The organism is Alkalilimnicola ehrlichii (assembly GCF_003399765.1).
Lineage (GTDB): Bacteria > Pseudomonadota > Gammaproteobacteria > Nitrococcales > AK92 > AK92.
The window spans coordinates 68282-93369 of sequence record NZ_NFZV01000019.1 but is presented as its reverse complement, the minus strand read 5'-3'; the positions used below and the strand labels follow the sequence as shown (position 1 = coordinate 93369).

The window sequence follows — 25088 nt, the reverse complement described above, 5'->3', positions numbered from 1 at the left end:
ACCGGCCCTTCCGTTGATCGTAATCTGCGAAGAGGAGCGTGGTAGCAGTCGGACGCCAATCTCTAGGAAGATATTCTAGCGCTCCAGCAAGATGAGTACGAATTGCAGCTACGCGAGCCGTGATCGTGGGCTTATCGCTACCGGAGCTCTTGCTCAAGTGCTTGGAACTGGAAATGACAGCTGTAGCACAAGCAATGGCGCTGAGGCCCGTAAATGAATCGCCGCAATACCCAAGCCACATTTGGGTGGGGTGGATTCGGTGTAGCTTTGTCGCGTGGTCCCAAATAATAGAGCCGAAGGAAAGCCTACTATCGGAAGCAATGTTTATGGCGGTAGCATCCGCTGCTTTGTTCGTCCACAACATGAGCAAAGTCATAAAGCCTCCTTCGCGTTGCCTGCCCAACAGTAACTAAACAGCGCGCTCCATGATTACCCAAACGCGGCGCGCTTCACGATTCCGCGCTTTCGCCACCATCAAACGCTGCCAATGTTTCGAATTAACAACGTCTTAGCTGATTCACTCGCTCAGCATCCTGCATTCGGTTGACAGCGATGCTCCGCGCGCACATTGATACCGTGCGAAAAGACAGCTTCAATCGACCGGAAGCACCGGGGGTGGTAAGAAGGCCGCAGTCGCGCCGCCGAGGGCATTTCCCACAACGTCCACCAAAACGCTGAGTCTTGCCACTAGCCCAACTTCTGTCCCAACGATGCGCGCCCACTTATCGCCGCACCGTCACCCAAACCCACCATTCCCATTCCGTCTCTGTTACCCTCGTTATCCGTTAAAGTGGTGTCCTGAATACCTTAAGAAAACCCTAATAGATCCCCCTGACCCCTCAGGCAAACCGGGTCAGACGCAGACAAACCGCTCCTTGGGCAACGGCCGTACCCTCACCCCAAGGACGCGAACGGAGAACACAAGTGCGAGAGCTAATTCTCGGCGGTGCAAAGTCGGGCAAGAGTCGGGTGGCGGAGCAGTTGGCCGCCGAGAGCGGGCTGGCGGTGACGTATGTCGCGACGGCACAGGCGCACGACGCTGAGATGCGCGCGCGGTTGGCGGCGCATAAGGCGCGGCGGCCGGCGCATTGGGGGCTGGTCGAGGAGCCGCTGGCTTTGGCCGCGTGCTTGCTGGAGCAGGCGGCGTCGGAGCGGTGCGTGTTGGTCGATTGCTTGACGCTGTGGCTGAGCAACCTGCTGTGTCTTGAGGATGAGGCGCGGTTTGCCGCAGAGCGGGCCGCTTTGTTGGATGCGCTACCGCAGCTGCCAGGGCGGGTTATTTTCGTGAGCAATGAAGTCGGCCTCGGTGTGGTTCCGATGGGGGCTTTGAGTCGGCGGTTCGTCGATGAAGCCGGGGCCTTGCATCAGGCGCTGGCGGCGGTGTGCGAGCGGGTGGTGTTTACGGTGGCGGGTTTGCCGCAGGTGTTGAAAGGGGAGCCTTTATGAGTCTGGATTGGGTGCAGGCACCGGCCGCAGCGGTGGATGAAGAAGCGCAAGCGGCGGCTTTGGCGCGCCAAGGCCAGTTGACGAAGCCGCCTGGCTCGCTCGGACGGCTGGAGAGTCTGGCGGTGCAGTTGGCAGGTTTGCAGGGTGTGGAACGGCCGACGGTGGAGCGGGTGCAGATTAGTTTGTTTGCCGGTGATCACGGCGTTGCCGAGGAAGGTGTGTCGGCCTTTCCGCAGGCGGTCACGATCCAGATGTTGCAGAACTTCGCCAGTGGCGGCGCGGCCATTAGCGTGCTGGCCCGGCAGCTTAACGCCAAGCTCGAGGTGGTGGATTGCGGTACGCTGGCCGAGGCGCCCATTGACGGGGTGATCCGGCAGGCGGCCGGCGCCGGGACGGCGAATTTTTGTAAGCAACCGGCAATGACGGCCGCGCAATTGGCGACGGCTTTGGCCGCCGGTCGCGACGCGGTGGCGCGGGCGGAAGGGGTGGCGCTGTTTATTGGCGGCGAGATGGGGATTGCCAATACCACGGCGGCGACGGCGCTTGCCTGTGCGCTTCTTAATGCCGCACCCAGCGAGATCACCGGCCCCGGCACCGGTTTGGATCAAGCCGGTGTGGCGCATAAGGCGGCGGTGATCGAGCGGGCTTTGGCGCTGCATGAGGCGGCGCTGGGTACACCGCTTGCCGTCTTGCAACACCTGGGCGGTTTTGAGATTGCGGCCTTAGTGGGCGCGTTTGTGCATGCCGCGCAGCGGCGGCTGCCGGTGTTGGTGGATGGCTTTATTACCACGGCGGCGGCCCTAGTCGCGGTGCGCGCGAATCCGGCGGTAAGACCGTGGTTGCTGTTTGCGCATCAATCGGCGGAGCCGGGGCATCGGGCTTTGTTAAAGGCCTTGGAGGCCGAGCCGGTGTTGGGGCTTGAGATGCGCTTGGGCGAGGCGAGTGGGGCGGCGACGGCGGTGCCGGTGTTGCGGCTGGCGTGCGCGTTGCACAACGAGATGGCGACTTTCGCCGAGGCCGGCGTGGCGGAACGTAACGACTAAGGGTTTATATGCACTGGATTGGTAGCGGCGGCCCCGGCTATGTGGATTTCCTGCGGCATGGGCAGCCGGAGGGCGGGAGCCGCTTTCGCGGGCGTTTGGATGACCCGTTATCCCCTTTGGGTTGGGAGCAGATGTGGGCGGCTGTCGACGGCGTCGAAGGTTGGGACGGCATTGTCAGCTCGCCGTTGACGCGGTGTGCTGCCTTCGCCGAGCAGTTGGCGGCGCGGCGCGGCTTGCCCCTGCGCTTGGACGAGCGGTTGCGGGAGATCAGCTTCGGCGATTGGGAAGGGCAGGCGGTGGAGCGCTTATATCGGGAAGCCGAGGCGGAGCTTAGCCGTTACTGGGCCGACCCGATTGCTAATCCACCCCCTAACGGCGAGCCGTTGCCTGAGTTTCGGGACCGCATTGCGGCTGTCTGGGCCGATCTAATGCAGGAAGCGGAAGGGCGGCACCTGCTGGTGGTCGCTCATGGTGGAGTCATCCGCGTGTTACTGAGCTTGGTGCTGGAGATGCCCTTGGCTGCCGTGTTGCGGCTGGAAGTGCCGAATGCGGCCCTCTCGCGGGTGCGGGTGCAGGCCGATATTAATGGTCGTCCGTCGCCAAGCCTGATGTTTCACGCCGGAGGGCCTTAATGCGCGCATTGCTGATCGCCTTAGTCTTTTTGACTCGCATTCCAATTCCGTTTCGCGGCGTGCCGCACGAGCGGGATATCGGCCGCTCGCAGTTGTTCTATCCGCTCGTCGGCTTGTTGCTGGGCGGCGTGCTGGTCGGTGTCTTTTTCCTCTTGGGCGGTCGGGAGCCCTTGTTGGTGGCCGCGATTTTGTTGGCGGTCTGGGTGCTGATGACGGGCGGTTTGCATCTGGACGGGTTGGCGGATAGCGCCGACGCCTGGGCCGGTGGGTTGGGCGACCGCGAGCGGACTTTGGCGATCATGAAGGACCCGGCCTGCGGCCCGAGCGGGGTGGTGTTTCTGATACTCACTCTGTTGATTAAGTGGGCCGCCTTGGTGGTGTTGGTCGAGTGGCAGTTGTGGGAAGCCTTGCTGATCGCGCCGGTCTTGGGGCGGGCGGCGGTGCCGCTGTTGTTTTTAACCACGCCTTACGTGCGCCCCGGCGGCTTGGGTAGCGCCTTGGCCGAGCATATGCCGCGGCTTGAGTTGATGGCGATGCTCGCCGTACTGGCGCTGGTGTTGCTGTTGTTTGCATCCTGGCCGATGGTGGTAGCGGCGGTTGTGGGCTGCCTGTTGCTGCGTTGGCTGATGCTGCGCCGTATCGGCGGCACCACGGGCGATACGGCAGGTGCGACCATCGAGCTGGTGGAGATGATCGTGCTGCTTACCGCCGCTTTGTTGATTTAAGCAGCGCGGCGATCGCGTCCATGTCTAAATGCTCCTCCATGGCATCGGCCAGTCGATCGATGCCGCCTTCTCGTAGAGCTTCATAGTCGATTGCGGCCGGCGCTTGAAGTCCCGCCCAGGTCAGTAAGGCCCTTTGCGCGGGGCGGGCGTCGAAGATGCCGTGTAAGTAGGTGCCGATGACGCTATGGTCGGCATTGATGGCGCCGTCCGGGCCGGTTTCCAGTTGCGCTGCGGGGTGTTGCAGGCCAGGGCCGTGGGTAACGCCGCTGTGGATCTCGTAGCCATGCACCTCGGCATCGGCGAGCTGGAGACGGCCGCTGACGCGGCGTAGCTGTTTATCGCCGGCCAAGCGCGTTTCGATATCTAAAAGCCCTAGCCCTTCGCTGCTGCCTGGGGCGCTTTCGATGCCGTGCGGGTCGTGAATTGCCCGCCCCAACATTTGATAACCGCCGCAAATCCCCAATACTCGCCCGCCGTAGCGTAAATGCCGCTGCAGGTACGATTCCCAGCCGTGTTGACGGAGCCAGTCAAGATCGTTGCGCACGCTCTTGCTGCCGGGCAGCACGACGAGATCGGCCGGCGGGATTTCTTGATCCGGGCCGACGTAAATCAGGCTGACCTGCGGGTGCAGGCGCAGCGGGTCGAAGTCGGTGTGGTTGCTGATGCGCGGGAATACCGGCACAACCACCCGCAAATCGCCGCTGTAATCGGCCGGCGCGCGGCTTAAGCTGTCTTCCGCTTCCAGGTGCAAGCCTTGTAGGTAGGGTAAAACGCCGTATACCTCGCGCTGGGCGTAGTCCCGCAGCCATTCCAGGCCGGGTTCAAGCAGGGCGATGTCGCCGCGAAAACGGTTGATGATAAAGCCGCGAATGCGCGCTTGCTCAGTGTCGCTGAGCAGCGCCAGGGTACCGGTGAGGCTGGCGAAGACGCCGCCGCGGTCGATGTCGCCGACCAGAATGACCGGGCAATCGACGGCTTCGGCAAAGCCCATGTTGGCGATGTCGTTTTCGCGCAGGTTGATCTCGGCCGGGCTGCCGGCGCCTTCGACGATGACGGCATCGTACGCACGGGCGAGCCGGTCGTGAGCGGCCAGCACGGCGGCGCGCGCTTCTTGCTTATAAGCGTGGTAACGCTTGGCGTCCATGTTGCCGACGGCGCGGCCGTTGATGATGACTTGCGCGCCGAGGTCGGTATTGGGCTTGAGCAGCACCGGATTCATGTCGGTATGCGGCTCAAGGCCCGCTGCTTGCGCTTGCACCGCCTGCGAGCGGCCGATTTCGCCGCCGTCGATCGTCACTGCGCTGTTGAGCGCCATGTTCTGTGGCTTGAATGGCGCCACTCGCAGGCCGCGCCGGTACAGCGCCCGGCATAGCCCGGTGACGATGGCGCTTTTGCCGGCATCCGAGTGGGTGCCTTGGATCATGAGCGTTGCCATTAGGATTCCCGCCGCTCGCGTGCGGTTTCCAGGTGCTCGCACATCATGGCCGCACCTTGCAGAATGCGGGGGCTGTGGCGTTGGATAATGCTGGGCGGGATGAAGAACAGGTTATCGGCCTTAACGGCGTCCAGGTGTTGCCACCGTCGCCAGTCCTCCAGCCACTCGGGGCGTTCCTCGCCCATGCCGCTGGCGATGATAACCTCCGGCTGCGTTTGTAGTACCGCTTCCGTATCGATGCTGGCTGCAAGCGGGCCGAGGTCGGCGAAGACGTTGTAGCCGCCGCACAGCTCGATGACTTCGCTGATCAGGTGCTCGCCGTTGATCGTCATCAATGGCTTGTTCCAGATCTGATAGAAGGTGCCGACTTTGGGGCGCTCGCTATAGCGTTCGGTCAGGTCGGCCTTGGTGGTCCGGAACTCCTCGGCGGCTGCGTTCGCAATCGCTTCGGTGCCGGCTAAAACGCCCAGGCGCTCGATGGCGTCCGCAATATCGTCGAGGTCGTGCGGCTCGGTTTGGTAAACCGTAAGCCCTAAGTCTTGCAAGCGTTGTACGGTGCGGGTGCCGTTGCCGCTGTGCCAGGCAACGACTAGATCCGGCCGTAGCGCGAGAATGCGCTCGTAGTCGATGGACTTGTAGCCGCCACGCGTGGGATTTCTACGGCTTGCGGCGGGTAGTCGGTGTATTCCACGGCGCCGACAATGGCGTCGCCGGCGCCGGCGGCGAACAGCATCTCGGAGGCGTGGGGGGCCAGGGAGACGATGCGCTCGGCGGGGGCGGATAAGCGCACGGTGTGGCCCATATCGTCGACGATACTGCGCTCCTCGGCCGACGCGGGGCCGGTAAGGGCCAGCAAAAGCAGGGCGCAGCAGCCGTGGCGCAGACTTCGGGGCAGGGAGAGCGGTTGCATCCTTGTCACCTCGTGTTAGTGGTCGATTTTGCGTAATGCTTTGTCTAGGCGCTGCCAGTCGCTCGGCGAGCCGGGCAGGCCGATGCGTAACGACGCCGGTTCGCGGAACCGGCGCAGCAAAATGCCTTGTTCGGCGCAGCGCTCGAATATTCGCTCGGCCGCTGGGTGCTCGACCCATTGAAACAGCGCGCTGCCGCCGCTCGGCGATAAGCCGCTCGCGCTCAACATGCGCTGTAAGCGCTGGCTGTCGCGCAATAAGCGGTCGCGGGTGCGTTGTTGCCAGTGGCGGTCGTCCAGCGCGACTTGGGCAACGCGTTGGGCCGGGCCGCTGACGGACCAGGGGCCGAGTTCGGCGGCCAGCTGTTGCCGCAACGACGCCTCGGCGAGAACGAAGCCGACCCGCAGGCCGGCCAAGCCGAAGAATTTTCCCAGCGAGCGCAGCACGATAAGGCCCCGGCTCGGACAGGCAGGGGTCAGGCTCTCGCGTGGGTCGGCGTCGGCAAAGGCCTCGTCGACGAGCAGCCAGCCCTCGCGTGCGGCCAAGGCGGCATGCCAGCGTTCGAGCGTTTGCCGTGGGATAACGCGCCCGGTCGGGTTGTTGGGGTTGACTGCGATGAGCACATCCAGCGTTGGGAGTGCTGCGTCGGCGGCCGCGAGATCGGGTAGTTCGACGACCGTGTGCCCGGCCCGATGCCAAGCGGCGGCGTGTTCGTTATAGGTCGGGGCGAGGACGCCGACCCGGCTGCTGGCTCGTAGTCTGGGCAGGAGTTGTAGCGCGCTTTGCGAGCCGGGCACGGCGAGTGGTGCCGTTGTCTGGTAATAGGCGGCGGCGCTTGCCTGCAACTCGGCATCGGCTTCGGGCAGCCGGTTCCAAACAGCGGCGGTTAGCGGCGGGACCGGATAGCCGCGCGGGTTGATGCCGGTCGATAGATCCAACCAGTCGGCCTCGGCAATGCCATAGCGTGCCGCCGCTGCTTTGACTTGGCCGCCGTGTTCAAGCAAGCAACCACCCTCCCGCGAGCAGCACCAGTAACCAAACGCCGACGGCCCGTTTTACCAAGGCCAGTGCGCGTTCGATGTCGAAGGCTTTGGCGGCGCGGCCCTCGCCCAGCCAGGGCCGCTCGCGCAATTCGCCGTGATAGTCGTTCGGACCGCCGATACGGATGCCCAGAGCACCGGCGCCGGCGGCCATCACCGGGCCGGCGTTGGGGCTATCCCAGCTTTTGGCTTGCGTGCGCCAGCACTGCCAAGCGCCGCGCAGCCGTCCGGCCAGGCCGTAGCTGAGTGCGGTGAGCCGGGCCGGAATGTAGCCGAGTGCATCGTCGAGCCGTGCCGCCGCCCAGCCGAAATAGCGATAGCGGGGGGTGCGGTAGCCCCACATGGCGTCCAGCGTGTTCACCAGGCGGTGGATGACGGTGCCGGGCGCGCCGGCCACGACGAACCAAAACAAGGTGGCAAAGATGGCGTCGTTGCCGTTCTCCAGCACGGATTCCACCGTTGCGCCGGCGACCCCGTGTTCGTCGAGTTCGGCCGTGTCGCGGCTGACGATATGCGCCAGCCGTCGCCGGGCCGGTACGAGATGGCCGGCGGCCAAAGGGCGGGCGACTTTGCGGGCGTGCAGAGCGAGGCTACTGCCGCCGAGGCAGAGAAACAGCAGCACGACTTCCACCGCGACTCCAAGCCCCGGTAAGCGTGTCAGCAGCCAGGTGCCGACGCCTGCGGCGACGACCACCAACGCGACCGCTAAGGCGCCTGCCAAACGGCGTCGTAAAGGGCTGTGGCTGGCGTGATTGAGGCGGTCGTCAAGCCATTTGGCGGCATGGCCGAAGGCTATCAACGGGTGGCCGCGGCGCGGCTCGCCCAGCCAGGTGTCGAGAATTAATGCAAGGACAATGATGGCGACCGTGATCATTTTTGTTTTTTCTCCGCCCAGGATCTAATAAGCATTGCGAGTTGCCGTAAGCCATCCGTGAGCGCGGCAGGTCCTGGTTGGAGAATATCGCAGGATTTGATTTCGTAAAGGCAGTGGTTGGCAACCGCAGGGATCGTCTGCCAGCCGGGCCGTTCGGCGACCTGCTCCGGGCGAAAGCGCTTACCGCACCAGGAGCCGATGATGATGTCCGGCTGGCGGCGGATGACTTCGTCGCGGTCGGCGACGATGCGGTCTTTGGCCAAAGACTTGCCCGCCAGCTCCGGAAAGCATTCCTCGCCGCCGGCGATCCCGATCAGCTCCGATACCCAGCCGATGCCGGTAATCAGCGGCTCGTCCCATTCCTCGAACAAGACGCGCGGCTTGGGCAGGTCGGCATTGGCTTGGCGCACGGCTTCCACGCCGGCGCTTAAGTCGGCGATCAAGCTATCCGCTTTGGCCTCGGCGCCAACCAGGGCGCCGACGGTGCGGATCATGCCCAGAATCTCGGCCACGCTGCGGTGGTTGAACACATGCACCGGCAGCCCGGCGCGGATCAACTCGGCGGCGATATCCGCCTGGAGATCGGAAAACCCGAGTACCAGATCCGGCTCCAGGGCAAGAATCTTGTCGATCTTGGCGCTGGTGAAGGCACTGACCTTGGGTTTTTCCTTGCGCGCCCGAGCGGGGCGTACGGTAAAGCCCGAAATTCCGACAATGCGGTGCTCCTCGCCCAGCAGATAAAGCGTTTCGGTGGTCTCTTCGGTTAGGCAGACAATGCGTTCGGGTAGTACCGGCTTCATGGCAAAATAACTGCGCGACGGCCTTCGGGTTGGAGGGGAAGTAAAAGTGAATGTAGGAGGCGGTCAGCCGCCCTTGGCAGTACACGGCCTCCTGGGTGCGGCCGCCGTTGGGGTTCGTTGCCCGATAAGCCGCGGTAAGCGGCGTGCTCAGCTCCGAGTGGTGGAAGCTATGCCCGCGTAGCTCGCCGGCGGGTAAGGCAACGCCTTGCATGCCGAGCGCGGTCAGCCGTTTGCGCATCACCGCTGCGCCGGATAATAGGCCCAGCATGGCGGCTTGCTGGCCGCTGGCATCGGTGAGCGAGTCGAGCAGATAGAGCATGCCGCCGCATTCGGCGTGAATCGGCTTGCCGGCCGCATGATGGGCATGCAGGGCGGCCGCCGTGGTTTGACTGTCGGCCAGCCGTTGCAGGTGTAACTCGGGATAGCCGCCGGGTAAATACACGGCGTCGGCGTCAACCGGGGCCTCGTCGGCCAGTGGCGAGAAAAAGCTCAGCCTTGCGCCCAGCTGTTCCAGCAGAGCGAGATTGGCCGGATAGAGGAAGGCGAAGGCGGCGTCTCGGGCCACGGCGATGTGGACGCCGTCGAGCAAGCGCGGCAAGCTCGCCGCCGCGGCCGGTTGGAAGGCCACTGGTGCCGGTAGCTGGGTGAGGCCGGTTTCGGCGAGGGCGTCGGCGGCGGCGTCCAGGCGTTGTTCGAGGTCTTCGACTTCTTCCGCTTGCACCAAGCCGAGGTGGCGGTCCGGTAGCTCCACTTCGTCGCGCCGAGGCAGGGCGGCGATCAGTGGGGTGGCCTCGGCCAAGCCCTCGTGCAGCAGTTCGGCGTGGCGGGCGCTGCCGACACGATTGGCGACCACGCCGGCGAAGGGCAAGCCGGGCCGGTAGTTGGCCAGCCCGTGGGCGAGGGCGGCGAAGGTTTGCGCCATGCCGCTGGCGTCGATGACCGGCATCACCGGCACTTGAAAGGCCTCGGCCAGATCGGCGCTGGAGGGGTCGCCGTCGAACAGCCCCATAACGCCCTCGACCAGGATCAGGTCGGCGTCTTCGGCGGCTTCGGCGAGCAGGCGTCGGCAATGCGCCACGCCGCCCATGTACAAGTCCAACTGATAGACCGGGTGGCCGGAGGCGCGGGCGAGAATCATCGGGTCGAGAAAGTCCGGCCCGGTTTTGAATACGCGCACGCGGCGGCCTTGGCGGCTGTGGTAGCGCGCCAGCGCGGCGGTAACGGTGGTCTTGCCCTGGCCGGAGGCGGGGGCGGTGACCAAAACGGCGGGGCAGTGCCGCGTCATAGTTCGACGCCTTTCATGGCTTTTACGCCGGCTTTGAAGGCGTGTTTGCGCAGTTCCATCCAGGTGACGGTGTCGGCATAGTCCAGTAGCGCCTCCGGTGCGTGGCGGCCGGTGATGCAGACGTGCTGCATCGGCGGGCGGGCCTGTAGCGTCTCCAGTACGGTTGCTACCGGTAGGTATTGTTTGTTTAGGACGATGTTCAGCTCATCGAGCAGGACGAAATCGTAGCGGGCATCGCCGAGCATTTTTGCCGCTTGCGCCCAGGCGGCCTCGGCGGCGGCGATGTCGCGCTCGCGATTCTGCGTCTCCCAGGTAAAGCCTTCGCCCATGACGTGGTAATCCACTTCCGGAAAGCGGCGGAAGAAGGCCTCTTCGCCGGTGCTGAAGGCGCCTTTGATGAACTGGACGACACCGATGCGCATGTCGTGCCCCAGCGCGCGGGCCACCATGCCGAAGCCGGCGGTGGATTTGCCTTTGCCGTGGCCGGTATTGACCACCAGCACGCCGCGTTCTTCCTGGGCTTTTTCGATGCGGGCGTCGATGATGCGTTTTTTGCGCGCTGCCTGGCGCTGGTAGTCGGCGTCAGTTGTCATTGTCTTCTCCGATGAGTATCAGTTTGCCGGTGCGCGGGTCTTGGTAGACCCGGCCCATCGGCTTGTAGCCTTGCCCCTGCTCGCCAAGGCCTTCCGGTAGCTCGGGCAGTTCGCGCCCGGCTTCCACGGTCTGGCCGCTGTCCTCGCGAAAATGTTCTTGCAGGTCCTGGCTCATGGCGAGCAAGGCGACAATCAGCCCGCAGGCGAATACCAGCATGATGTCCAAAAGGTTCGCCAGCGGGCCGAGCGGTTCCTCGGCCTCGCGGTCGAAACGGCTGGCGAGCAGGTTACGCCGCGGCATGGGCGGTGGCGTCCGTATCGGTTTCCAGGGCGTCGAGCACTTGATCGTACCAGCGCCGGCGTAAGCGGCCGAGTAGGAAGCCGACGATGCCGGCCAGTAAGCCTAGCACGGTCGTGTCGAAGGCGACCGTCAGGGCTTGCGCTAGTACCTCCAGCTCGCCGCGACCCAGTGCCGCCAGGCCGGGCCCGAGCGGGATCAAGGTGCCCATCAGCCCCAGCATCGGGCCGATCCGGGCAATCAGGTCGGCGCGTTCGATGCGGCGGCGGCCCATGCGCTCGACCGCCGCGCTATCCGCCCCGGCCTGCAGGCGTTTAAGCCCTACCGCGCGCTCGCCGACCGCCAGGCCGATTTCCCACACTGCGAGCAGCACAACGCCACTCAAGGCGATCAGCACCGGCTGCAAAAGCCAACCGACGAACTGGTTGAGGATAACGATTAAGCCGCTGTCGAACATAAGCCCTTACCTGCTGCGTAAGCCCTTGATAAGCCCGCCGAGCATGACGACGGCCAAGAGGGCAAACAATAACCATAGCAGGGGTGTGCCGGCGCCATCGCTTTCGCTGGCCTCGCTGGCTTTCTCTAGCTCGGCGATGCGGGTGGGGGCAGCCTCGGCTTCCGCCGCCGTGGGCGGGCCGAGGGCGGCTTCCTGCACGGCGCTGAGGTTCGCGGCCCGGGCTTCGTCCAGGTGATGCTCCTTCAGCCATTCCAGCATCGGGTGGTCGGGCCGGGTGTGGCCGCTGCCGGGCAAGCCGTGTTCGGCGATCAAATCGGCGAATTCGGCGCCCAGCTCGGCCAGCGTTTCGCCGTCGGCGTCCCAGAATTCCTTGTGGGCGGCGACCAGCAGGATGGCTTGCATGTTGGTCTTTACGTGCACGTTGTGACCTTGGGCGAGGAACTCATCCAAGCCCAGGTTGTGGCCGTCGTCAAGGTAAATGCGTTTGACCTCGTCCCAGACCCAGCTGCGGACAACGTCCGGGTTGGTGACCTGCCAGCCCCAGAGGTATTCCATGAAGTCGCTGCCCATGCTGCGGGCCCCGGCGTAGTCGTGGGCCATCAGGGCTTGCAGCCATTCGGGGTTGAGATAACGGCCGCGTAGTTCCTGCATGGCGGCGGTCACCAGCGGTTGCATGCGGGCGTTTCTTGGGTCGGCGTGGTGGATGACGTTGTTGTTCGGTACCTCGCCGGTCAGCGTCTCTACTGCTAGGCTCAGGCCGCCGAGGAAGTCGAAGGCGTCGTTGTTGTCGAGCAAGCCGTATAGGTTGCTGGCGCGGCCGAGGTAGGTGTTTTCGACGCGGGTGAGGTTGGCCTTGAAGCGGTGGTGCGCGGCTTCGCCATGGCGTTCGATGCCGTAGGCGTGGCCCATCCGCTGCATGTAGGCGCGGGCGACTTCGGAGCGGTCTTCCCAGCTGCCGGAACGCTCGACTAAGCGGTTAATGCCGGCCCCATAGGCGCCGGGCGCGGTGCCGAAGATGCGCAGGCCGGCTTGGCGGCCGGCGCGGCCGGGTCGCTGCCCTCGGCGATCAGGGCTTGGGCGTCCACGACCCAGTTGGCGGCGACGCGGTTGCGGCTTAGAGGCTCATTGCCTGGGGCGCGGTGTTCGCCTAAGGGCTGTAAGGCGGCGTCCAGCGCCGGGGCCAGTTCGGGGTGTTCGGCGCGAATGGTTTCGCTGGCGCCGTCGAGGGCAAGCAGCACGGCGCGGTCGAGCCAGACCAGGAGGTCCGGGTAGAGATCGCGGAACAGGCCGGAGGTGCTGAAGACGGTATCGCGGCGCACGCGCTCGTCGTCCAGCTCCACCCGCTCTAGCCCGCGGACGATGCCGCGCGCGTTCCACACCGGCCGCACGCCGAGCAGGTCCAGGCCGAAGGCGACCATGGCGCCTTCGTCGCGGACGGTGTCGGACGCCCACAGCACGACCGCCTCGCTGCGGCCGTCGCGGCTTTTGCCGTCGGTGCGGGCCTTATCGCCCAGTTCGACGCCGAGCTGATAGCCGATGCGGGTCGGCAGCACGCTGCCGTCCAGCGCATGGAAATTGCGGCCGGTAGGTAGCGCTTCCGGCGAGCGGATGGGGTCGTTGCCGATGCCAGGTTCGACGAAGCGGCCTTCCAGGCCGGCCAGCACGGCGGCCATTTCGGCGGCCGGCGAGGCGGCCAGTTTGTCGCGGTACTCGGGCTGGCCGAGCGAGTCGATCATCAGCTCAATACGCGCTTCGTCCCAATCCCGGCCGAGAACGTGCAAGCCGTGCGGCATGAACTGTTCTTGTAGTTCGGTGAGGTAATGGCCGACTTCGTGCACCAGTAAGTGGCTGTCGATTTCGTCCAGGCTTTGGCCGCGGATGGCAAGATCTTCGGCCATGAAGGCTTCCAGTTCTTCCTTCATTTCCAGCTGCTCGATCTGCTCGTAGATCTCGGCCACGGCGCGGGCCCGGATCGGGCTGTTCGGTTGGCCGCTGGCGGCTTCGTAGCTTTCGATCAGTTGGCGCAGTTCCAGCAGCCGGTCGTATAAAGGGGTGGCGGTCAGCGGCGGGGTCAGGTGGCTGATGATGACGCCATGGCCGCGGCGCTTGGCCTGGATGCCTTCGCCGACGCCGTCGACGATGTAGGGGTAGATGTTCGGTAAGTCGCCGGCGACCACGGCCGGGAAGTCGTCCGTTGCGAGCCCCAGCCGTTTGCGCGGCAAAAACTCCGCCGTGGAGTGACGCCCCAGGTGCATGACGGCATCGGCCTGGAAGCTGTCACGCAGCCAGTGATAAAAGCCGAGGTACTGATGCGGCGGGGCGATGGAGGTATTGGCGTGCAGTAATTCCTCGTCGATCTCCCAGCCGCGCGGCGGTTGCGGGCCGATGAAGATATTGCCGAAGGTAATGCCGGGGAAGAGCATGGCGTTATCGTGCACCATGACGCGGCCGGGAGCCTCGCCCCAGCCGCGTAGCCCCTCGATGCCGATATCCAAAAGCGCGCGGCGGAGTTGGTCGGCGTACTCCCAGTCCTCGGTTTCGGCGCGCAGGAGGTCGGCGTAGTGCGCGTCGAGCTGATCGAGCAGGCGGATGGCGCGCTCGCGGGCGGGGTGGTCGACGCCTTCGAGCATGTGTTCGAGGTCGTGATGAATGCGATCGAGTAAAGCCTTGCCGATTTCCGGTTCGCCGAGGGCGATGGCGTCTCGCATCCGCTGGTCGAGATAGCCTAAGGGGCCGGCGACGACTTCCTGTCGAACGGCGGGCGGCAGCTGGTTAAACCAGCGCTCGTAGTCCTCGGCGCTCAATTGGGCGACGAGCGGCGCCATCTCGGCGAGCTGGCCGCGATCTTCCGGCAGGTTCACGCCTTGTTGCTGAATGAGATCAAGCAAAGCGGCCGGCGAATCCGGCAATTCGCCGGTTTGGTAACCGGCGGCCTGTAAGGCGTGCAGTAGTTCCCACAAAGAGGCCGCGACATCGAGGTTGTCGGCGCCGATGTTGTGCCGCCCGGGCGGGTGGTTGTAGTAGACGATGGCGACTCTTTTATCGCTGTTGTCTTTATCTTGCAAAGCCGCCCAGCGGGCCAGGCGGGCGGCAGTGGCGTCGATTTGCGCCGCGATGGGCCGGCTCAAGCGCAGATCGAGGCCGGTCGCCGCGTGTCGACGAGCTGCGGTAACGGCTGCTAACAGCATGGGCTGGGAGATGCCCTGTAGCTCCGGCATGGCGACTTGGTAGTAGGTGGTGTCCCACGGCATGCCGTCTTCGGACAAGCGCCATTGCGTTTCGGTGCGGTCGGCCAGTCGAATACCTTTAAGGACGGGCACGTCGAGGCGCGCTAAGTTAGCGGTGGCTGCCTCGCGACCGTCGCCGCCGCCGACGACGAAGTCTTGCAGCGACAGGACGGCGGCCAGTTGACCGCTATCGGCGAGGGTTTGCAGCGCGGCCAGTGCGGCGACGCTGGGCTCGCCCCAGCGGGCGAGGACGCTGAGGCAGTTTAGGTCGTGGTTCGCTAGCGCTTGGCAGAGTTGCTCGTGCAGCTCGCGGTCGCCGCTGCGATCGCCGGTGTGGTGATCGAGCAGGGCAACGAAGCGCGCATCCGCCGGCAGGGCATCCAGCGCCACAGGGGTGCCCTGGTGCAGGAAGCGGACGGGTGTTTGCGGTGCGGGGGCGATAGGCTCCAGCTCCGGCGCGGCGTCTTGCAGTAGCCAGGCGATGAGGTTGGCGAGGTTTTCGCTACCGCGACCGCCCCAGTAGGCGCGCGCGGTGAGCCAGAAGGCTTGCTCGGGGTAGGCGGCAAGCTGCTCGGCCAGTTGCCGCTCGGTTTCTTCTTCGGTGGCCGGGCTGCGACTGAAATCGCGCAAGGTGTCCTGATCGATTGCAGAGAGCAACGCTCGACCCCGGTGGGTTGAGCGTTGAATCAGGTTTTGATCGCTGTGGACGGCGATGAGGGTATCGCCGGCGGGAGGATGTTCGCTGAGCAGACGCGACAAGCGGGCGGCCGTGTCGCCGAACACGGCGGTGAGCAAGACCGCGTCGGCGTCTTGCCAAAGCGCGGCCAGCTCGCTGTCGCTGAGTTTCTCCAGTTGCTCGGGCGTGCGCAGAATCAGCGTATGCTCCGGGTGGGCCTGAAGAAAGCGGTCCGCGCCCGCCGCCAGTTCCGGTGCCGAACGCTCCGATACCACGCCGAACAGGGTGGCGGCAGTAGCGTTCATCGAGCACAGCAATAGGATCAACAGGCTAAAGCCGATTAGAGCGCGGCTTGCCGAGACGCTTACCAGTCTGCTCAGCGTAGTCATTATTAATTAGTCCCTGGTTGGTAGCGAATGCCGGCGAAGTAGGAGCGGCCGGGAGTGTTGTAATTGCTAGCTAACTCGTAATCTTTGTCGAACACGTTTTCTATACGGCCTTCAACACTGATGCCTCGGCCGAGGTTGTAGCGCGCGGTGATATTGGTTAGCCCATAGCCTGGAATATCTCCCTCATCATCTACGCGTGAACCTACCAACAAGGTCTCCAGATTCAGATTCAGGCCAAAGTCGAAGTTGTAGCCCGCCATCAGGGTTAGTTTTTCGTCCGGCCGCCGGGCTAGGCGGCTGTCGTCGCTGAGGTCTCGCGCTCGTTGCATGGTTAGGTTGGCGCGATACGTCCAGTCGCCTCGATACAGGTCATACTCGAACTCGAAGCCTCGAATTCTCGCCTCATCTACATTAATAGCCTGACTGTTTTCGCCGGCGTATTGGATGAGATTGTCCACTTCGGTATCGAAGACAGATATTGAGAAACGTTGGTCGAGGTAACGGTGTTCGAGGCCGGCTTCAATGCTACGGGAGCGCTCCGGTTCCAGATCAAGGTTCCCGCCCCAAAAACCACCGAAGCCGGGGTGATACAGGTTGTTTAGCGTCGGTGCCTTGAAGGCTGTGCCATAGGAAAGCCTTAGCTGGGTGTTTGGAGCAATAGGGATACCGATAGCTGTGCTGCCGGTCGTCTCGCCGCCGAATTCTTCGTGGTCGTCATGACGGGCGCTGACTTCGAAGGTGGCGAAGTCAAAGTTTCCTAAGTAGCTTGCGAAGATCCCGTAGTTACTAGCGGATTCGTCAAAGTCAAGCACACCCGCCGCGAGGTTACGGTTTCTACCATGGTCTTTATAATAGTTTACGCCCGAGATGATCATTTGGCGGTCGGTTAGGGCGAAGTTGTTCTGCCAGTCGATAGAACGACGGTGGGTGGTTATTTTGTTGCGCTGTGCCCCGGCTGTAGTCAACTCGTCAAGCGCATAGCTGATTTGCAGGCTGTGAAACCAATTAGTCATTAGTTGATCTTCGAATCGGAAGTTAATCGCTCGATTCTCGGTTTCTTGTTCGCCGTTAGAAAATTCCAAATCGCCTTGAGACACCCAGCCGGTGAGGGAGGCGGTGGCTTCGCCCCAAAGCGGGGCCGTGATCCCGCCATTTACGCTACGATTGGTATAACCGCGATCTTCTGTGTCGCTTCGTTGTGGCGGAAAGCCGTCGGTATCTACCCAGGAACCGTTTATGTGGTAGCGGATGGTGTCCCCTCCGCCGTAGCCGACGTCGACTCTCCGCGTGTTAAAGGAACCGTATTCGGCACGAGCCGTAATGCCTTGCGGTTCGCGGGTAAAGATCTGAATAACGCCGCCAATGGCTTCCGAACCGTACAGAGCTGCACGAGGACCTCGGACGATTTCGATTCGTTCAATTTGAGCGGGGTCCACACTTTCCCAGGCAAACTGACCCGTTGTGGCGGAGCTGGCGCGCACACCGTCGATCAATACCAGAGTGTGATTTGAGTTCGTGCCGCGTAGAAACACGCTGGTGTTGGTGCCGAAACTGCCGCTGCGTACGACATCGATACCAGGTTGTAGCCGAAGTAATTCGGTGAGGGTCGGGGGTTGAATGCGCTCAATATCTTCGCGCGTAATGACGGAAACTGCCGCTAACGACTCGTCCATCGTCTGAGCCGTTCGGCCCGGCGTTACGACGACAGGTTCAAGCTGCTGTTCGGCAAAAGCTGTAAACGGTACGGCGCCGGCCAGGATCATGGCCGCCGTCAAACGATTCTTCTGCATGTGTCGGTTCCCCCATGCGCTCACCCGCGCAAAACAAAGTGGTGACGTGGTGCGCGGAGTGGGGGAACGGGAGTAGGGGTGTGAGGTGCCTGCGCCCGTCCGTGTCGCCCTCCGCAACACCGGAACGGAGCACCGCTAAGCGGTGCTCGGCTTCAGGCCGGTCTCCGGGCTCACGAGCGGGGTGGGTATCCCGAAAGCTGCGCCTTCCCATGCGTGCGCACAGTGGCATTGTGCAGCTTTTTAACTCGTCTACCGTTGCGGGGGCAGCGCCGGCATTGTGGCGTGTGACGACACGCACCGGCTTCCCGTTTAATCCCAGGCCGAGATGGCCTGCAGGAACCTCAAGCGCGGCAACAGTAGCTGGAGCTGATAGTTCAGGTCAAGTACGCGGATCAAGGAAGAAATATAAGCGGCGATAGGTCGATTGATGCCGACGTAGAAGGCCCGACGATGCAGGGAGGCAATTCCTGCATCGTCGGCAGGTTTAGGCCGGTACGAAGGCCACGCCGCGGCCGTTGCTGATGCGCCGAATCGGGTGTTCGTAGAGGCGGCTTAAGTATTCTTCGTGCAGCATGATGTTGGCCGGGCCGACCATGGCTTCGCCGTTGCCGAATAACAGTAATAGATGGTCGCAGAAGCGGGCGGCGAGGTTGATGTCGTGCAGCGTCATCATGAGTGCGCCTTCCCGGCCTTGGGTGACGAGCAAGTCCAGCAGTTCGATTTGATGGCGGAGATCAAGGTGGTTGTTCGGTTCGTCGAGCAGGAACAGGCGCGGTTTTGCGTCAGCAAGGTCGCAATCGCCAAGCGGCGGCGCTCGCCGCCGGAGAGCGTTGCGACTTGGCGGTCGGCCATCGCTTGGAGCCCGACCGCTCGCAAGGCTTCGCGGGCGGTAAATAAATCCTCGCCGTCTTCCCATTCCCAGGCTTTCAGGTGCGGGTGCCGGCCGATCAGGGCGGTTTCCAGTACGGTCGCGGGAAAAGGGTCGGTGCTGTCCTGCGGAAGTACGCCGACGGTTTGCGCCAAGTCCCGCCGCGGCCATTCGGTTAACGGGCGATCGACGACGTAGATCGTGCCCGCGTCCGGCTCGCGAAGGCCGGCTAGCGTGTGCAACAAGGTTGTTTTACCGACGCCGTTGCCGCCCAATACGCCCCAGGACTGATCCTGTTCGACGGTAAACGATAAATCGCGGCAGACGATTTGGTCGCCGATGGTGACGGTCAAATTACGGACACTAAGCATGTTGTTCATGTTTGTTGCTTTGCCTGCGGCCCTCGGTGGAGAAGGAACAGGAATACGGGGACGCCGATCATAGCTGAAAGAACCCCGACAGGTAGCTGTTGGGGGGCAATTATCGTTCGTGCAAGGGTGTCCGCTAGCATTAGCAGCGTTCCCCCGAGTAAAACAGCAGATGGTAATAGTAATCGGTGGTCGCCGCCGATCACTAGCCGTAACAGGTGTGGGACGACAAGCCCGATAAAACCGACGCTGCCGGCCAGCGTTACGGCCGAGGCTGCTAGTAACGAGGCGAGGAAAAACAGCACCAGGCGCAACCGGGCGACGGCAACGCCCAGGACTTGGGCTTGAAGGTCGCCGCGCGCCAGCAGGTTGAGGCTGCGGGCGATCGTCATCGCAATCGTCAGGCCTATCAGCAGGACAAGGCTACTCCAGCCTGGGCCGGTGGCGCCCGAGAGGTCGCCCATTAGCCAGAAGAGCATGCCGCGCAAGCTTTGGTCGGGGCTGACGGCGAGCAAAAAGCTGATTAAGGCTCCCCAGCCGGCGGCTACGACAACGCCGGTTAACAAGAGACGAGCAGGCGTCCAGCTGCCTTGACCATGCGCCAGGCCGAAAACAAGAAACATGGAGAATAAAGCGCCAAAGAAGGCGCCGCCGGAGATCCAAATGCCGGTTAAGCCGAGCATGATCGCGGTTAAGGCGGCAACGGCGGCGCCGCCGGAGACGCCGAGCACGTAAGGGTCCGCCAGCGGATTGCGTAGCAGCACTTGCATAAGCGCGCCTGCGAGTGCGAGCAGCGCGCCGGTGACAAAGGCGGTGAGCGCGCGCGGTAAGCGGAGTTCCCACACTACGGCGTCGTAAAGCCCGGTTCCGCTGCCGGTGAGGATGCCCGGCAGTTCGGCAAACGGTATCGAGATGCTGCCGACGGCGAGCGACAGCAATAACGATAGCGCGCCGAGGACGGCGAGGACGAGTAGGCTTAGGATCGCGCGGGCGAGGGTCATGGTAAGGAGTCTAACGCCGGGTCAGCAGCAGGTCCCATACACCGTGCCCGAGCCGTTGGCCGCGGGTTTCGAATTTGGTGATGGGACGATGCGCAGGGCGTGGCGCGAAGTTGCCGGCACCGGCTTGGTTGGCGAAATCCGGATTGGCGCTGACGACTTCTAGCATATGTTCGGCGTAGTTCTCCCAGTCGGTGGCGAGGTGCAAGAAGCCGCCAGGGGCGATTTTCTGCGCCATTTGCGCGACCCACTCGGGCTGGACAATCCGCCGTTTGTGGTGACGTTTCTTCGGCCAGGGGTCGGGGAAGAATAATTGCACGCCGAATAAACTGGCATCCGGAATCTGGTGTTTGACGATTTCTTGAGCGTCGCCGCAGATGACGCGCACGTTTTCCAGCCGCTCTTCTTCCAGCCGCATGAGCAGGTGCCCGACTCCCGGCCGATGAACCTCGATGCCGAGATAGTCCAGCTCCGGTTGGTTCTTTGCCATGGTGGCGAGAGATTCGCCGTTGCCGAAACCGATTTCGAGCACGGTTTTCGACGTGCGGCCGAAGATGGCGTCGAAATCGAAGGCTTGTCCGTCCGGTTCCAGGCCGAACTGCGGGTAGAGTACGTCCAACGCGCGCTGTTGACCTTCGGTTAGACGGCCTTCGCGGCGAACGAAGCTGCGAATCGGCCGCATGCGGCGTGTGTCGGTCGGGTTATCCGTCATCTCTTATCTCAATAAGTACCTTGGGCGGGGCGTGCGGAGCACGCAACGAGCGCCCGGCCCGGCAGGTGGATCGCTGCCGGGCCGGGCGCTCGGGAATGCGTCGAAGCGTATCCTAAACGGTGGCTTAGAAAAAGGTGCCGTCTAGCGGGGAAGAGGCGCTGGCGTAGCGTTTACGGGGAATCCGCCCGGCCAGGAAGGCTTCGCGGCCGGCTTCCACGGCTTTGCGCATCGCCGAGGCCATCAGTACCGGGTTCTTGGCGCCGGCGATGGCTGTGTTCATCAGTACGCCGTCGCAGCCGAGCTCCATGGCCACCGAGGCGTCGGAGGCGGTGCCTACGCCGGCGTCGACCAAAATCGGTACCTCGGCATTCTCGACGATGGTGAGAATGTTGTATTTGTTCTGAACCCCGAGCCCGGAGCCGATTGGTGCGGCTAACGGCATGACGGCCACGCAGCCCATCGCTTCCAGCCGCTTGGCGACGATCGGGTCGTCATTGGTGTAGACCATGACTTCGAAGTCGTCTTTGATCAGCGCTTCGGCGGCCTCTAGCGTTGCCGGGATGTCGGGATAGAGCGTTTTTTGATCGCCCAGCACTTCGAGCTTGACCAGGTTGTGGCCGTCAAGCAGTTCGCGCGCTAGTTGGCAGGTGCGGATCGCGTCTTTGGCGTTAAAGCAGCCGGCCGTGTTCGGCAAAATGGTGTAGCGCTCGGGCGAGACGACATCGAGCAGGTTCGGCTCGTCCGGACTTTGACCGATGTTGGTGCGGCGGATAGCCACCGTGACGATCTCCGCGCCGCTCTCGGCAATGGCGGCGCCGGTTTCGTCGAGGTCTTTGTACTTGCCGGTACCCACCAGGAGCCGGGAGCGGTAGGTGCGTTGGCCAATCGTCAGCAGATCTTCATTCGGCATGGGGTTCCTCAGCTTGGGTCGCGTGGTGAGTCGGCGCAGACTATGCCGGCAGGCTTAACCGCCGCCGATGGCGTGGACGATCTCGACCCGATCGCCCGGCGCCAGCGGGTGCTCCTTCAGGCGGCTGCGGGGGACGATCTCTTCGTTGACTTCCAGGGCCAATCGCCGTCCGGTAAGGCCAAGCTCGTCAATCAGCTCGGCGGCGCTGATGCCGTCGCGGACGGTGTGGGTTTCGCCATTCAGGATAATGTCCATACGCTTGCGCCTGACCTGAAAAACGGCCATTTTACACCAAAGGGAGCGGTTTTTTGGACTTGCGCTTGCGCTGCAATGGCTCATAATATCGGCGGATGCCTTGCGGTTGTTTGAGAACGGTCAAGCAGCGCGGGTGCTAGGCGGGTGTAGTTCAATGGTAGAACATCAGCTTCCCAAGCTGAGAACGTGGGTTCGATTCCCATCACCCGCTCCACTTCTCTTCTTTTGCTTCTTCTCGCTAATTTTATTTAACCCGGAATCGGTACGAGCGCGGCGAAACCTTCTTCGGTGCCCATGGCAAGCCAATGGCCGTCCGGCGACCAAGCGAGTGTGGTAATAGCGCCTTGCCCGGTCGGTTTGATGACGCCGGCGCGGTCGTCGCCGATCTGGTTGATAAACACTAAACCGTCATCGGCACCCGCTGCGACCAGCGGACGGTTTGGATCGGCGGCGACTTGGGTAATGAGTGTGTCGTCGCGGTCGCCCGCTGTCCAGGGTTCTTTGCCCGTCGGTCCGTCGTGTTCGCGAAAGTCCCAGCAGGCAAGGCAGCTTGCGCCGCTGGTGGCCAGATAGCGGCCGTGCTCGACCCAGGTCCAGGATTTTACTTTGGTTCGAAAGCCGGCCATGTGAAGGTCTTTCTGGTCCGGCAGGCGCCAGCCGCGCAGGGTTTCTTCCTGCATCGCCGAGATGATAAAGCGTCCATCCGGACTCCAGGTTACGCCGATATGCGAGCCGTGCCATTCCAGGCTGAGCGGAACGTACTCGTCGACATCGAGCCGACGGACGGTTACGCCGCCGTAGTGGGCGCAGGCGATGCGCTCGCCGTCAGCCGAGAAGCACAGGCCGCCGACCGTGCTGGGGTAGGCGAACCGAGCGATGCCTTCGGCCTGTAGTACGTACAGCGTATTCCCTACCGAGTAGGCAATGCGTCCGTTGCGGTGACTGGCGACATGGTCGATCCATTGAGCCGGATGTCGCGCCAGCTCGGTGTACTCGCCGGCGGGCGATAGCGCAACGACGCGCCCATCGTCGCCGCCGCTGATAAAACCGCCGCCGGGATAGTTCGCAAGCTTTATGCAAGCGCCAGTATGGACAGCGACGGATCGAGGCGGATCGTTGCTGCCGGTCGCGAGGATATGGACTGTGCCGTCGGCTAAACCGAAGGCAAGATTGCCCTTTTCGTCGAAGCAGGCGGCAACGATGTACTCCGGTAACTCCCAGACCTGGCCAAGGCGTTCTACCAGCGAGCGGCCCTTCATGCGGGTTCCAAGATACAGTCGTTAAAGCCTTCCCGTAGGGCTTCCGTATCGAGGTTGCGACCGATAAACACTAACCGGCTATGGCGCGTTTCGCCCTCTCGCCAGGGTTGGGTGGTCGTGCCTTGCGCCAGCATGTGAACGCTCTGGAAGACATAGCGTTGATTCAGACCGTCGACGTTTAATATGCCTTTGCAACGGAGTATGTCCGGGCCTTGCACCTGCAATAGCGCGCTCATCCAGGTGTCGAACCGGGGGCCGTGTACGGGATGCTCGGTTTCCAGCGATAGGCTGGTAATAGCATCGTCGTGTTCGTGGTGGTGATGGTGATGGTGATGGGCGTCGAGAAAGTCGGGTTCCAGCGTCATGATGCGATCGAAATCGAAGGCGCCGACATCGAGCACATCCTCCAGCGGGGTTTGGCATTGCTGCGTCCGCAGTATGCGAGTGTGGATGTTGATGCCGCGGATGCGGTGCTCTAGCCGCTCAAGTTCTTCGCTGCTAACGAGATCGGTCTTGTTGAGCAGGATGACATCGGCAAAGCCGACTTGTTCGGCCGCCTCCGGGCTGGTTTCTAGCTGTTGCGGGAGATGTTTGGCGTCGACGACTGCAATCACCGCGTCGAGCCGGGTGTGACGTTGTAAGTCGTCGTCGACGAAGAAGGTTTGTGCCACCGGCCCGGGGTCGGCCAGCCCCGTCGTTTCGATGATGATGCCATCGAAGCCTTTTCGGCGTTTAAGCAGGCCCGAGAGGATGCGGATCAAATCGCCACGGACGGTGCAGCAAATGCAGCCGTTGTTCATCTCGAAGACTTCTTCATCGGCACCGACTACCAGATCGTTGTCGATTCCGATCTCCCCGAATTCGTTGACGACGACGGCATATCGCTTGCCGTGCTGCTCGCTGAGGATGCGGTTTAGTAGGGTCGTTTTGCCGGCGCCGAGATAGCCCGTGAGGACGGTGACGGGGATTTTTTCACGGCGATACTCCTTTTGCGTCTGCGGGCGAAATGTAATGTTATAACATCGCGCTTGAGACGCTCAACTCAAGTCATGCCGCCGGCCCTTGCTGTTAGCGCCAACTTTATTTATCGGGCGTCGGTTTTGCGCCAGAAGTGACGGAGTGCTTGCGCTGCTTGGCGAGGGATCTCCATCATCGGGAGGTGGCCGACGCCGGGGAAAACCGTTACCTCGGCATGGGGGATAAGCGCTTTAAAGGCTTCGGTGCAGGAGACATCGATTACCCGGTCGCAATCGCCCCATAAAATAAGCGTCGGTGCTCGGATCTGGCCGAGTTCGCTGCTGCGAAGACTGGCCGGCGCCAACATATCTTCGAACAGGCGGCGGTTGAGCTCGGCGCGATGAACCATGTCGCTTGCCAGGAGAGGTGCGAACAAAACCGTGAACAATTGTCGCCGGCGTTCGGTGGCGAACTCGAACATGCGGGCGACTTCCGGTTTCCGGCTCGGTATCAGCGGGTTCTCGCCTCGCATTAAGTGCTTTTCTATCTCGCTTTGCTTATTGCCTTGCACGCCGGCGGCGTTCATCAACGTGAGCGATTTGACGTGTTCGGGAAAACGCGCGGCGAAGATACCCGCAATGCCGCCGCCCATGGAGTTGCCAACCCAATGGGCCGGTGCGAGTTGTTGATTGGCAAACCACCTGCTTAAGCGTTCCGCTTGCAGGTCTAGCGTATAGGACTCTTCGGGCATGAAGTTGCTTTCGCTAAAGCCCGGGATGTCGGGGATCAGGATATGGAAGGAGCGCCCGAGAAAGCGCACCATCGACATCCAGTTTTCTTTAAACGCGCCGAAGCCATGCAGGAGCACAACGATCGGTTGGCCGGGGGTGCCTATTTCGTAGTAGGGAATGCGGTGGCGTCCCGCCCAGGCTTCTTGCCGGCGAATGCTTGGCGACCAGCTATGGAGGCGTTGCACACCGCGCCAGAGGGTCCGCCGCGGGCTCCAGTTGCGAAGTTTGTTGGGGTCGGCCCGATTGCTGGGGTTGGCGAGGTAACGCTCGCGCACGATGCCGAAATACTCAAGGTCCGTCGGGCCGCTCATGACGTAGTCTCCGCACGATTTTGTGGTTTGCCGATAGGCCG

20 protein-coding genes, 1 tRNA gene, 4 pseudogenes and 1 riboswitch are annotated in these 25088 nt (G+C 62.9%); of the genes and pseudogenes, 5 read left to right on the top strand and 20 right to left on the bottom strand.

Annotated features, from left to right (window positions below; genetic code table 11):
- Positions 1-376: hypothetical protein (locus CAI21_RS24110; RefSeq protein ID WP_220348584.1), on the bottom strand; the 376-nt coding region annotated here is incomplete at its 3' end.
- 548 nt (positions 377-924) lie between these two features.
- On the opposite strand from CAI21_RS24110, the gene cobU reads away from it, so the two are divergent.
- Genes cobU through CAI21_RS16470 form a run of 4 tightly spaced genes read left to right on the top strand, consistent with a single transcriptional unit; the run spans position 925 to position 3846 of the window.
- Positions 925-1446, top strand: coding sequence for a bifunctional adenosylcobinamide kinase/adenosylcobinamide-phosphate guanylyltransferase (cobU, locus tag CAI21_RS16485; protein WP_116303295.1), 522 nt, complete (start codon positions 925-927; stop codon positions 1444-1446).
- A complete protein-coding gene (cobT, locus tag CAI21_RS16480; RefSeq protein WP_116303294.1) occupies positions 1443-2489 on the top strand; it encodes a nicotinate-nucleotide--dimethylbenzimidazole phosphoribosyltransferase in 1047 nt (348 codons plus the stop codon). Before cobU ends, cobT begins: the two co-directional genes overlap by 4 nt.
- Before the next feature lie 8 nt (positions 2490-2497).
- Positions 2498-3121: a histidine phosphatase family protein gene (locus tag CAI21_RS16475; protein ID WP_116303293.1), complete on the top strand. Its 624-nt coding sequence runs from the start codon at positions 2498-2500 to the stop codon at positions 3119-3121.
- Positions 3121-3846, top strand: a complete 726-nt coding sequence (locus CAI21_RS16470; RefSeq protein WP_116303292.1) for an adenosylcobinamide-GDP ribazoletransferase — start codon at positions 3121-3123, stop codon at positions 3844-3846. The genes CAI21_RS16475 and CAI21_RS16470 overlap by 1 nt, the downstream gene beginning before the upstream one ends.
- Here the strand turns inward: CAI21_RS16470 and CAI21_RS16465 are convergent.
- The 16 genes and pseudogenes from CAI21_RS16465 to thiS all read right to left on the bottom strand — a co-directional run bounded on the left by CAI21_RS16465 (position 3824) and on the right by thiS (position 21729).
- The gene (locus tag CAI21_RS16465; protein ID WP_116303291.1) at positions 3824-5281 is read right to left on the bottom strand and encodes a cobyric acid synthase; all 1458 of its coding nucleotides are present in this window, start codon (positions 5279-5281) and stop codon (positions 3824-3826) included. The genes CAI21_RS16470 and CAI21_RS16465 overlap by 23 nt on opposite strands.
- A pseudogene (locus tag CAI21_RS16460) lies at positions 5281-6191 on the bottom strand (cobalamin-binding protein). Before CAI21_RS16460 ends, CAI21_RS16465 begins: the two are co-directional and overlap by 1 nt.
- A gap of 15 nt (positions 6192-6206) precedes the next feature.
- Positions 6207-7193 (bottom strand): threonine-phosphate decarboxylase CobD, encoded by a 987-nt coding sequence (gene cobD, locus CAI21_RS16455; RefSeq protein ID WP_116303290.1) that lies wholly within the window; start codon positions 7191-7193, stop codon positions 6207-6209.
- The gene (gene cbiB / locus CAI21_RS16450) at positions 7186-8103 is read right to left on the bottom strand and encodes an adenosylcobinamide-phosphate synthase CbiB (RefSeq protein WP_181919482.1); all 918 of its coding nucleotides are present in this window, start codon (positions 8101-8103) and stop codon (positions 7186-7188) included. Before cbiB ends, cobD begins: the two co-directional genes overlap by 8 nt.
- The gene (locus CAI21_RS24105; protein WP_220348582.1) at positions 8100-8903 is read right to left on the bottom strand and encodes a cobalamin-binding protein; all 804 of its coding nucleotides are present in this window, start codon (positions 8901-8903) and stop codon (positions 8100-8102) included. The genes cbiB and CAI21_RS24105 overlap by 4 nt, the downstream gene beginning before the upstream one ends.
- A gap of 4 nt (positions 8904-8907) precedes the next feature.
- Positions 8908-10188, bottom strand: a pseudogene (locus CAI21_RS16440) (cobyrinate a,c-diamide synthase); the annotation flags it as partial.
- Positions 10185-10781 carry a cob(I)yrinic acid a,c-diamide adenosyltransferase gene (gene cobO / locus CAI21_RS16435; protein WP_116303287.1) on the bottom strand — a complete coding sequence of 199 codons (597 nt, stop codon included), beginning with the start codon at positions 10779-10781 and terminating at the stop codon, positions 10185-10187. The pseudogene CAI21_RS16440 and the gene cobO, both read right to left, overlap by 4 nt.
- Entirely contained in the window at positions 10771-11082 is a 312-nt protein-coding gene (locus CAI21_RS16430; protein WP_116303286.1) for a DUF2149 domain-containing protein, read from the bottom strand. The genes cobO and CAI21_RS16430 overlap by 11 nt, the downstream gene beginning before the upstream one ends.
- Positions 11069-11536, bottom strand: coding sequence for a MotA/TolQ/ExbB proton channel family protein (locus CAI21_RS16425; RefSeq protein WP_116303285.1), 468 nt, complete (start codon positions 11534-11536; stop codon positions 11069-11071). The genes CAI21_RS16430 and CAI21_RS16425 overlap by 14 nt, the downstream gene beginning before the upstream one ends.
- A 6-nt stretch (positions 11537-11542) precedes the next feature.
- Positions 11543-15744 (bottom strand): annotated as a pseudogene (locus tag CAI21_RS16420) (cobaltochelatase subunit CobN).
- An 86-nt stretch (positions 15745-15830) separates the two neighbouring features.
- Complete coding sequence (locus CAI21_RS16415) at positions 15831-17618, bottom strand: TonB-dependent receptor domain-containing protein (RefSeq protein ID WP_116303284.1); 1788 nt, start codon at positions 17616-17618, stop codon at positions 15831-15833.
- Between the two features lie 138 nt (positions 17619-17756).
- Positions 17757-17977, bottom strand: a riboswitch (cobalamin riboswitch).
- A 125-nt stretch (positions 17978-18102) separates the two neighbouring features.
- Positions 18103-18857 (bottom strand): annotated as a pseudogene (locus tag CAI21_RS16410) (ABC transporter ATP-binding protein).
- A gap of 5 nt (positions 18858-18862) precedes the next feature.
- Positions 18863-19855, bottom strand: coding sequence for a FecCD family ABC transporter permease (locus CAI21_RS16405; RefSeq protein WP_116303283.1), 993 nt, complete (start codon positions 19853-19855; stop codon positions 18863-18865).
- A 10-nt stretch (positions 19856-19865) separates the two neighbouring features.
- Positions 19866-20564: a tRNA (guanosine(46)-N7)-methyltransferase TrmB gene (gene trmB, locus CAI21_RS16400; protein ID WP_116303282.1), complete on the bottom strand. Its 699-nt coding sequence runs from the start codon at positions 20562-20564 to the stop codon at positions 19866-19868.
- Between the two features lie 124 nt (positions 20565-20688).
- Positions 20689-21474: a thiazole synthase gene (locus CAI21_RS16395; protein WP_116303281.1), complete on the bottom strand. Its 786-nt coding sequence runs from the start codon at positions 21472-21474 to the stop codon at positions 20689-20691.
- Positions 21475-21528: 54 nt separating this feature from the next.
- Positions 21529-21729 (bottom strand): sulfur carrier protein ThiS, encoded by a 201-nt coding sequence (thiS, locus tag CAI21_RS16390; protein ID WP_116303280.1) that lies wholly within the window; start codon positions 21727-21729, stop codon positions 21529-21531.
- Positions 21730-21869: 140 nt separating this feature from the next.
- On the opposite strand from thiS, the gene CAI21_RS16385 reads away from it, so the two are divergent.
- Positions 21870-21943, top strand: a tRNA-Gly gene (locus CAI21_RS16385).
- A 34-nt stretch (positions 21944-21977) separates the two neighbouring features.
- On the opposite strand, the gene CAI21_RS16380 is transcribed toward CAI21_RS16385, so the two are convergent.
- The 3 genes from CAI21_RS16380 to CAI21_RS16370 all read right to left on the bottom strand — a co-directional run bounded on the left by CAI21_RS16380 (position 21978) and on the right by CAI21_RS16370 (position 25047).
- Complete coding sequence (locus tag CAI21_RS16380) at positions 21978-22988, bottom strand: WD40 repeat domain-containing protein (protein WP_116303279.1); 1011 nt, start codon at positions 22986-22988, stop codon at positions 21978-21980.
- On the bottom strand, positions 22985-23956 hold the full coding sequence (locus tag CAI21_RS16375) for a CobW family GTP-binding protein (protein ID WP_258868166.1): 972 nt from the start codon (positions 23954-23956) through the stop codon (positions 22985-22987). The genes CAI21_RS16380 and CAI21_RS16375 overlap by 4 nt, the downstream gene beginning before the upstream one ends.
- Positions 23957-24072: 116 nt before the next feature.
- Complete coding sequence (locus tag CAI21_RS16370; RefSeq protein ID WP_116303277.1) at positions 24073-25047, bottom strand: alpha/beta fold hydrolase; 975 nt, start codon at positions 25045-25047, stop codon at positions 24073-24075.
- Between the last annotated feature and the right edge of the window lie 41 nt (positions 25048-25088).

What these genes read in the sequence shown, in the direction of transcription:
- cobT (WP_116303294.1), top strand. Translation starts at nt 1,443, where the DNA reads ATGAGTCTGGATTGGGTGCAGGCACCGGCCGCAGCGGTGGATGAAGAA.
- CAI21_RS16475 (WP_116303293.1), top strand. Translation starts at nt 2,498, where the DNA reads ATGCACTGGATTGGTAGCGGCGGCCCCGGCTATGTGGATTTCCTGCGG.
- CAI21_RS16470 (WP_116303292.1), top strand. Translation starts at nt 3,121, where the DNA reads ATGCGCGCATTGCTGATCGCCTTAGTCTTTTTGACTCGCATTCCAATT.
- CAI21_RS16465 (WP_116303291.1), bottom strand. Translation starts at nt 5,281, where the DNA reads ATGGCAACGCTCATGATCCAAGGCACCCACTCGGATGCCGGCAAAAGC.
- cbiB (WP_181919482.1), bottom strand. Translation starts at nt 8,103, where the DNA reads ATGATCACGGTCGCCATCATTGTCCTTGCATTAATTCTCGACACCTGG.
- CAI21_RS24105 (WP_220348582.1), bottom strand. Translation starts at nt 8,903, where the DNA reads ATGAAGCCGGTACTACCCGAACGCATTGTCTGCCTAACCGAAGAGACC.
- cobO (WP_116303287.1), bottom strand. Translation starts at nt 10,781, where the DNA reads ATGACAACTGACGCCGACTACCAGCGCCAGGCAGCGCGCAAAAAACGC.
- CAI21_RS16430 (WP_116303286.1), bottom strand. Translation starts at nt 11,082, where the DNA reads ATGCCGCGGCGTAACCTGCTCGCCAGCCGTTTCGACCGCGAGGCCGAG.
- CAI21_RS16425 (WP_116303285.1), bottom strand. Translation starts at nt 11,536, where the DNA reads ATGTTCGACAGCGGCTTAATCGTTATCCTCAACCAGTTCGTCGGTTGG.
- CAI21_RS16415 (WP_116303284.1), bottom strand. Translation starts at nt 17,618, where the DNA reads ATGCAGAAGAATCGTTTGACGGCGGCCATGATCCTGGCCGGCGCCGTA.
- CAI21_RS16405 (WP_116303283.1), bottom strand. Translation starts at nt 19,855, where the DNA reads ATGACCCTCGCCCGCGCGATCCTAAGCCTACTCGTCCTCGCCGTCCTC.
- trmB (WP_116303282.1), bottom strand. Translation starts at nt 20,564, where the DNA reads ATGACGGATAACCCGACCGACACACGCCGCATGCGGCCGATTCGCAGC.
- CAI21_RS16395 (WP_116303281.1), bottom strand. Translation starts at nt 21,474, where the DNA reads ATGCCGAATGAAGATCTGCTGACGATTGGCCAACGCACCTACCGCTCC.
- thiS (WP_116303280.1), bottom strand. Translation starts at nt 21,729, where the DNA reads ATGGACATTATCCTGAATGGCGAAACCCACACCGTCCGCGACGGCATC.
- CAI21_RS16380 (WP_116303279.1), bottom strand. Translation starts at nt 22,988, where the DNA reads ATGAAGGGCCGCTCGCTGGTAGAACGCCTTGGCCAGGTCTGGGAGTTA.
- CAI21_RS16370 (WP_116303277.1), bottom strand. Translation starts at nt 25,047, where the DNA reads ATGAGCGGCCCGACGGACCTTGAGTATTTCGGCATCGTGCGCGAGCGT.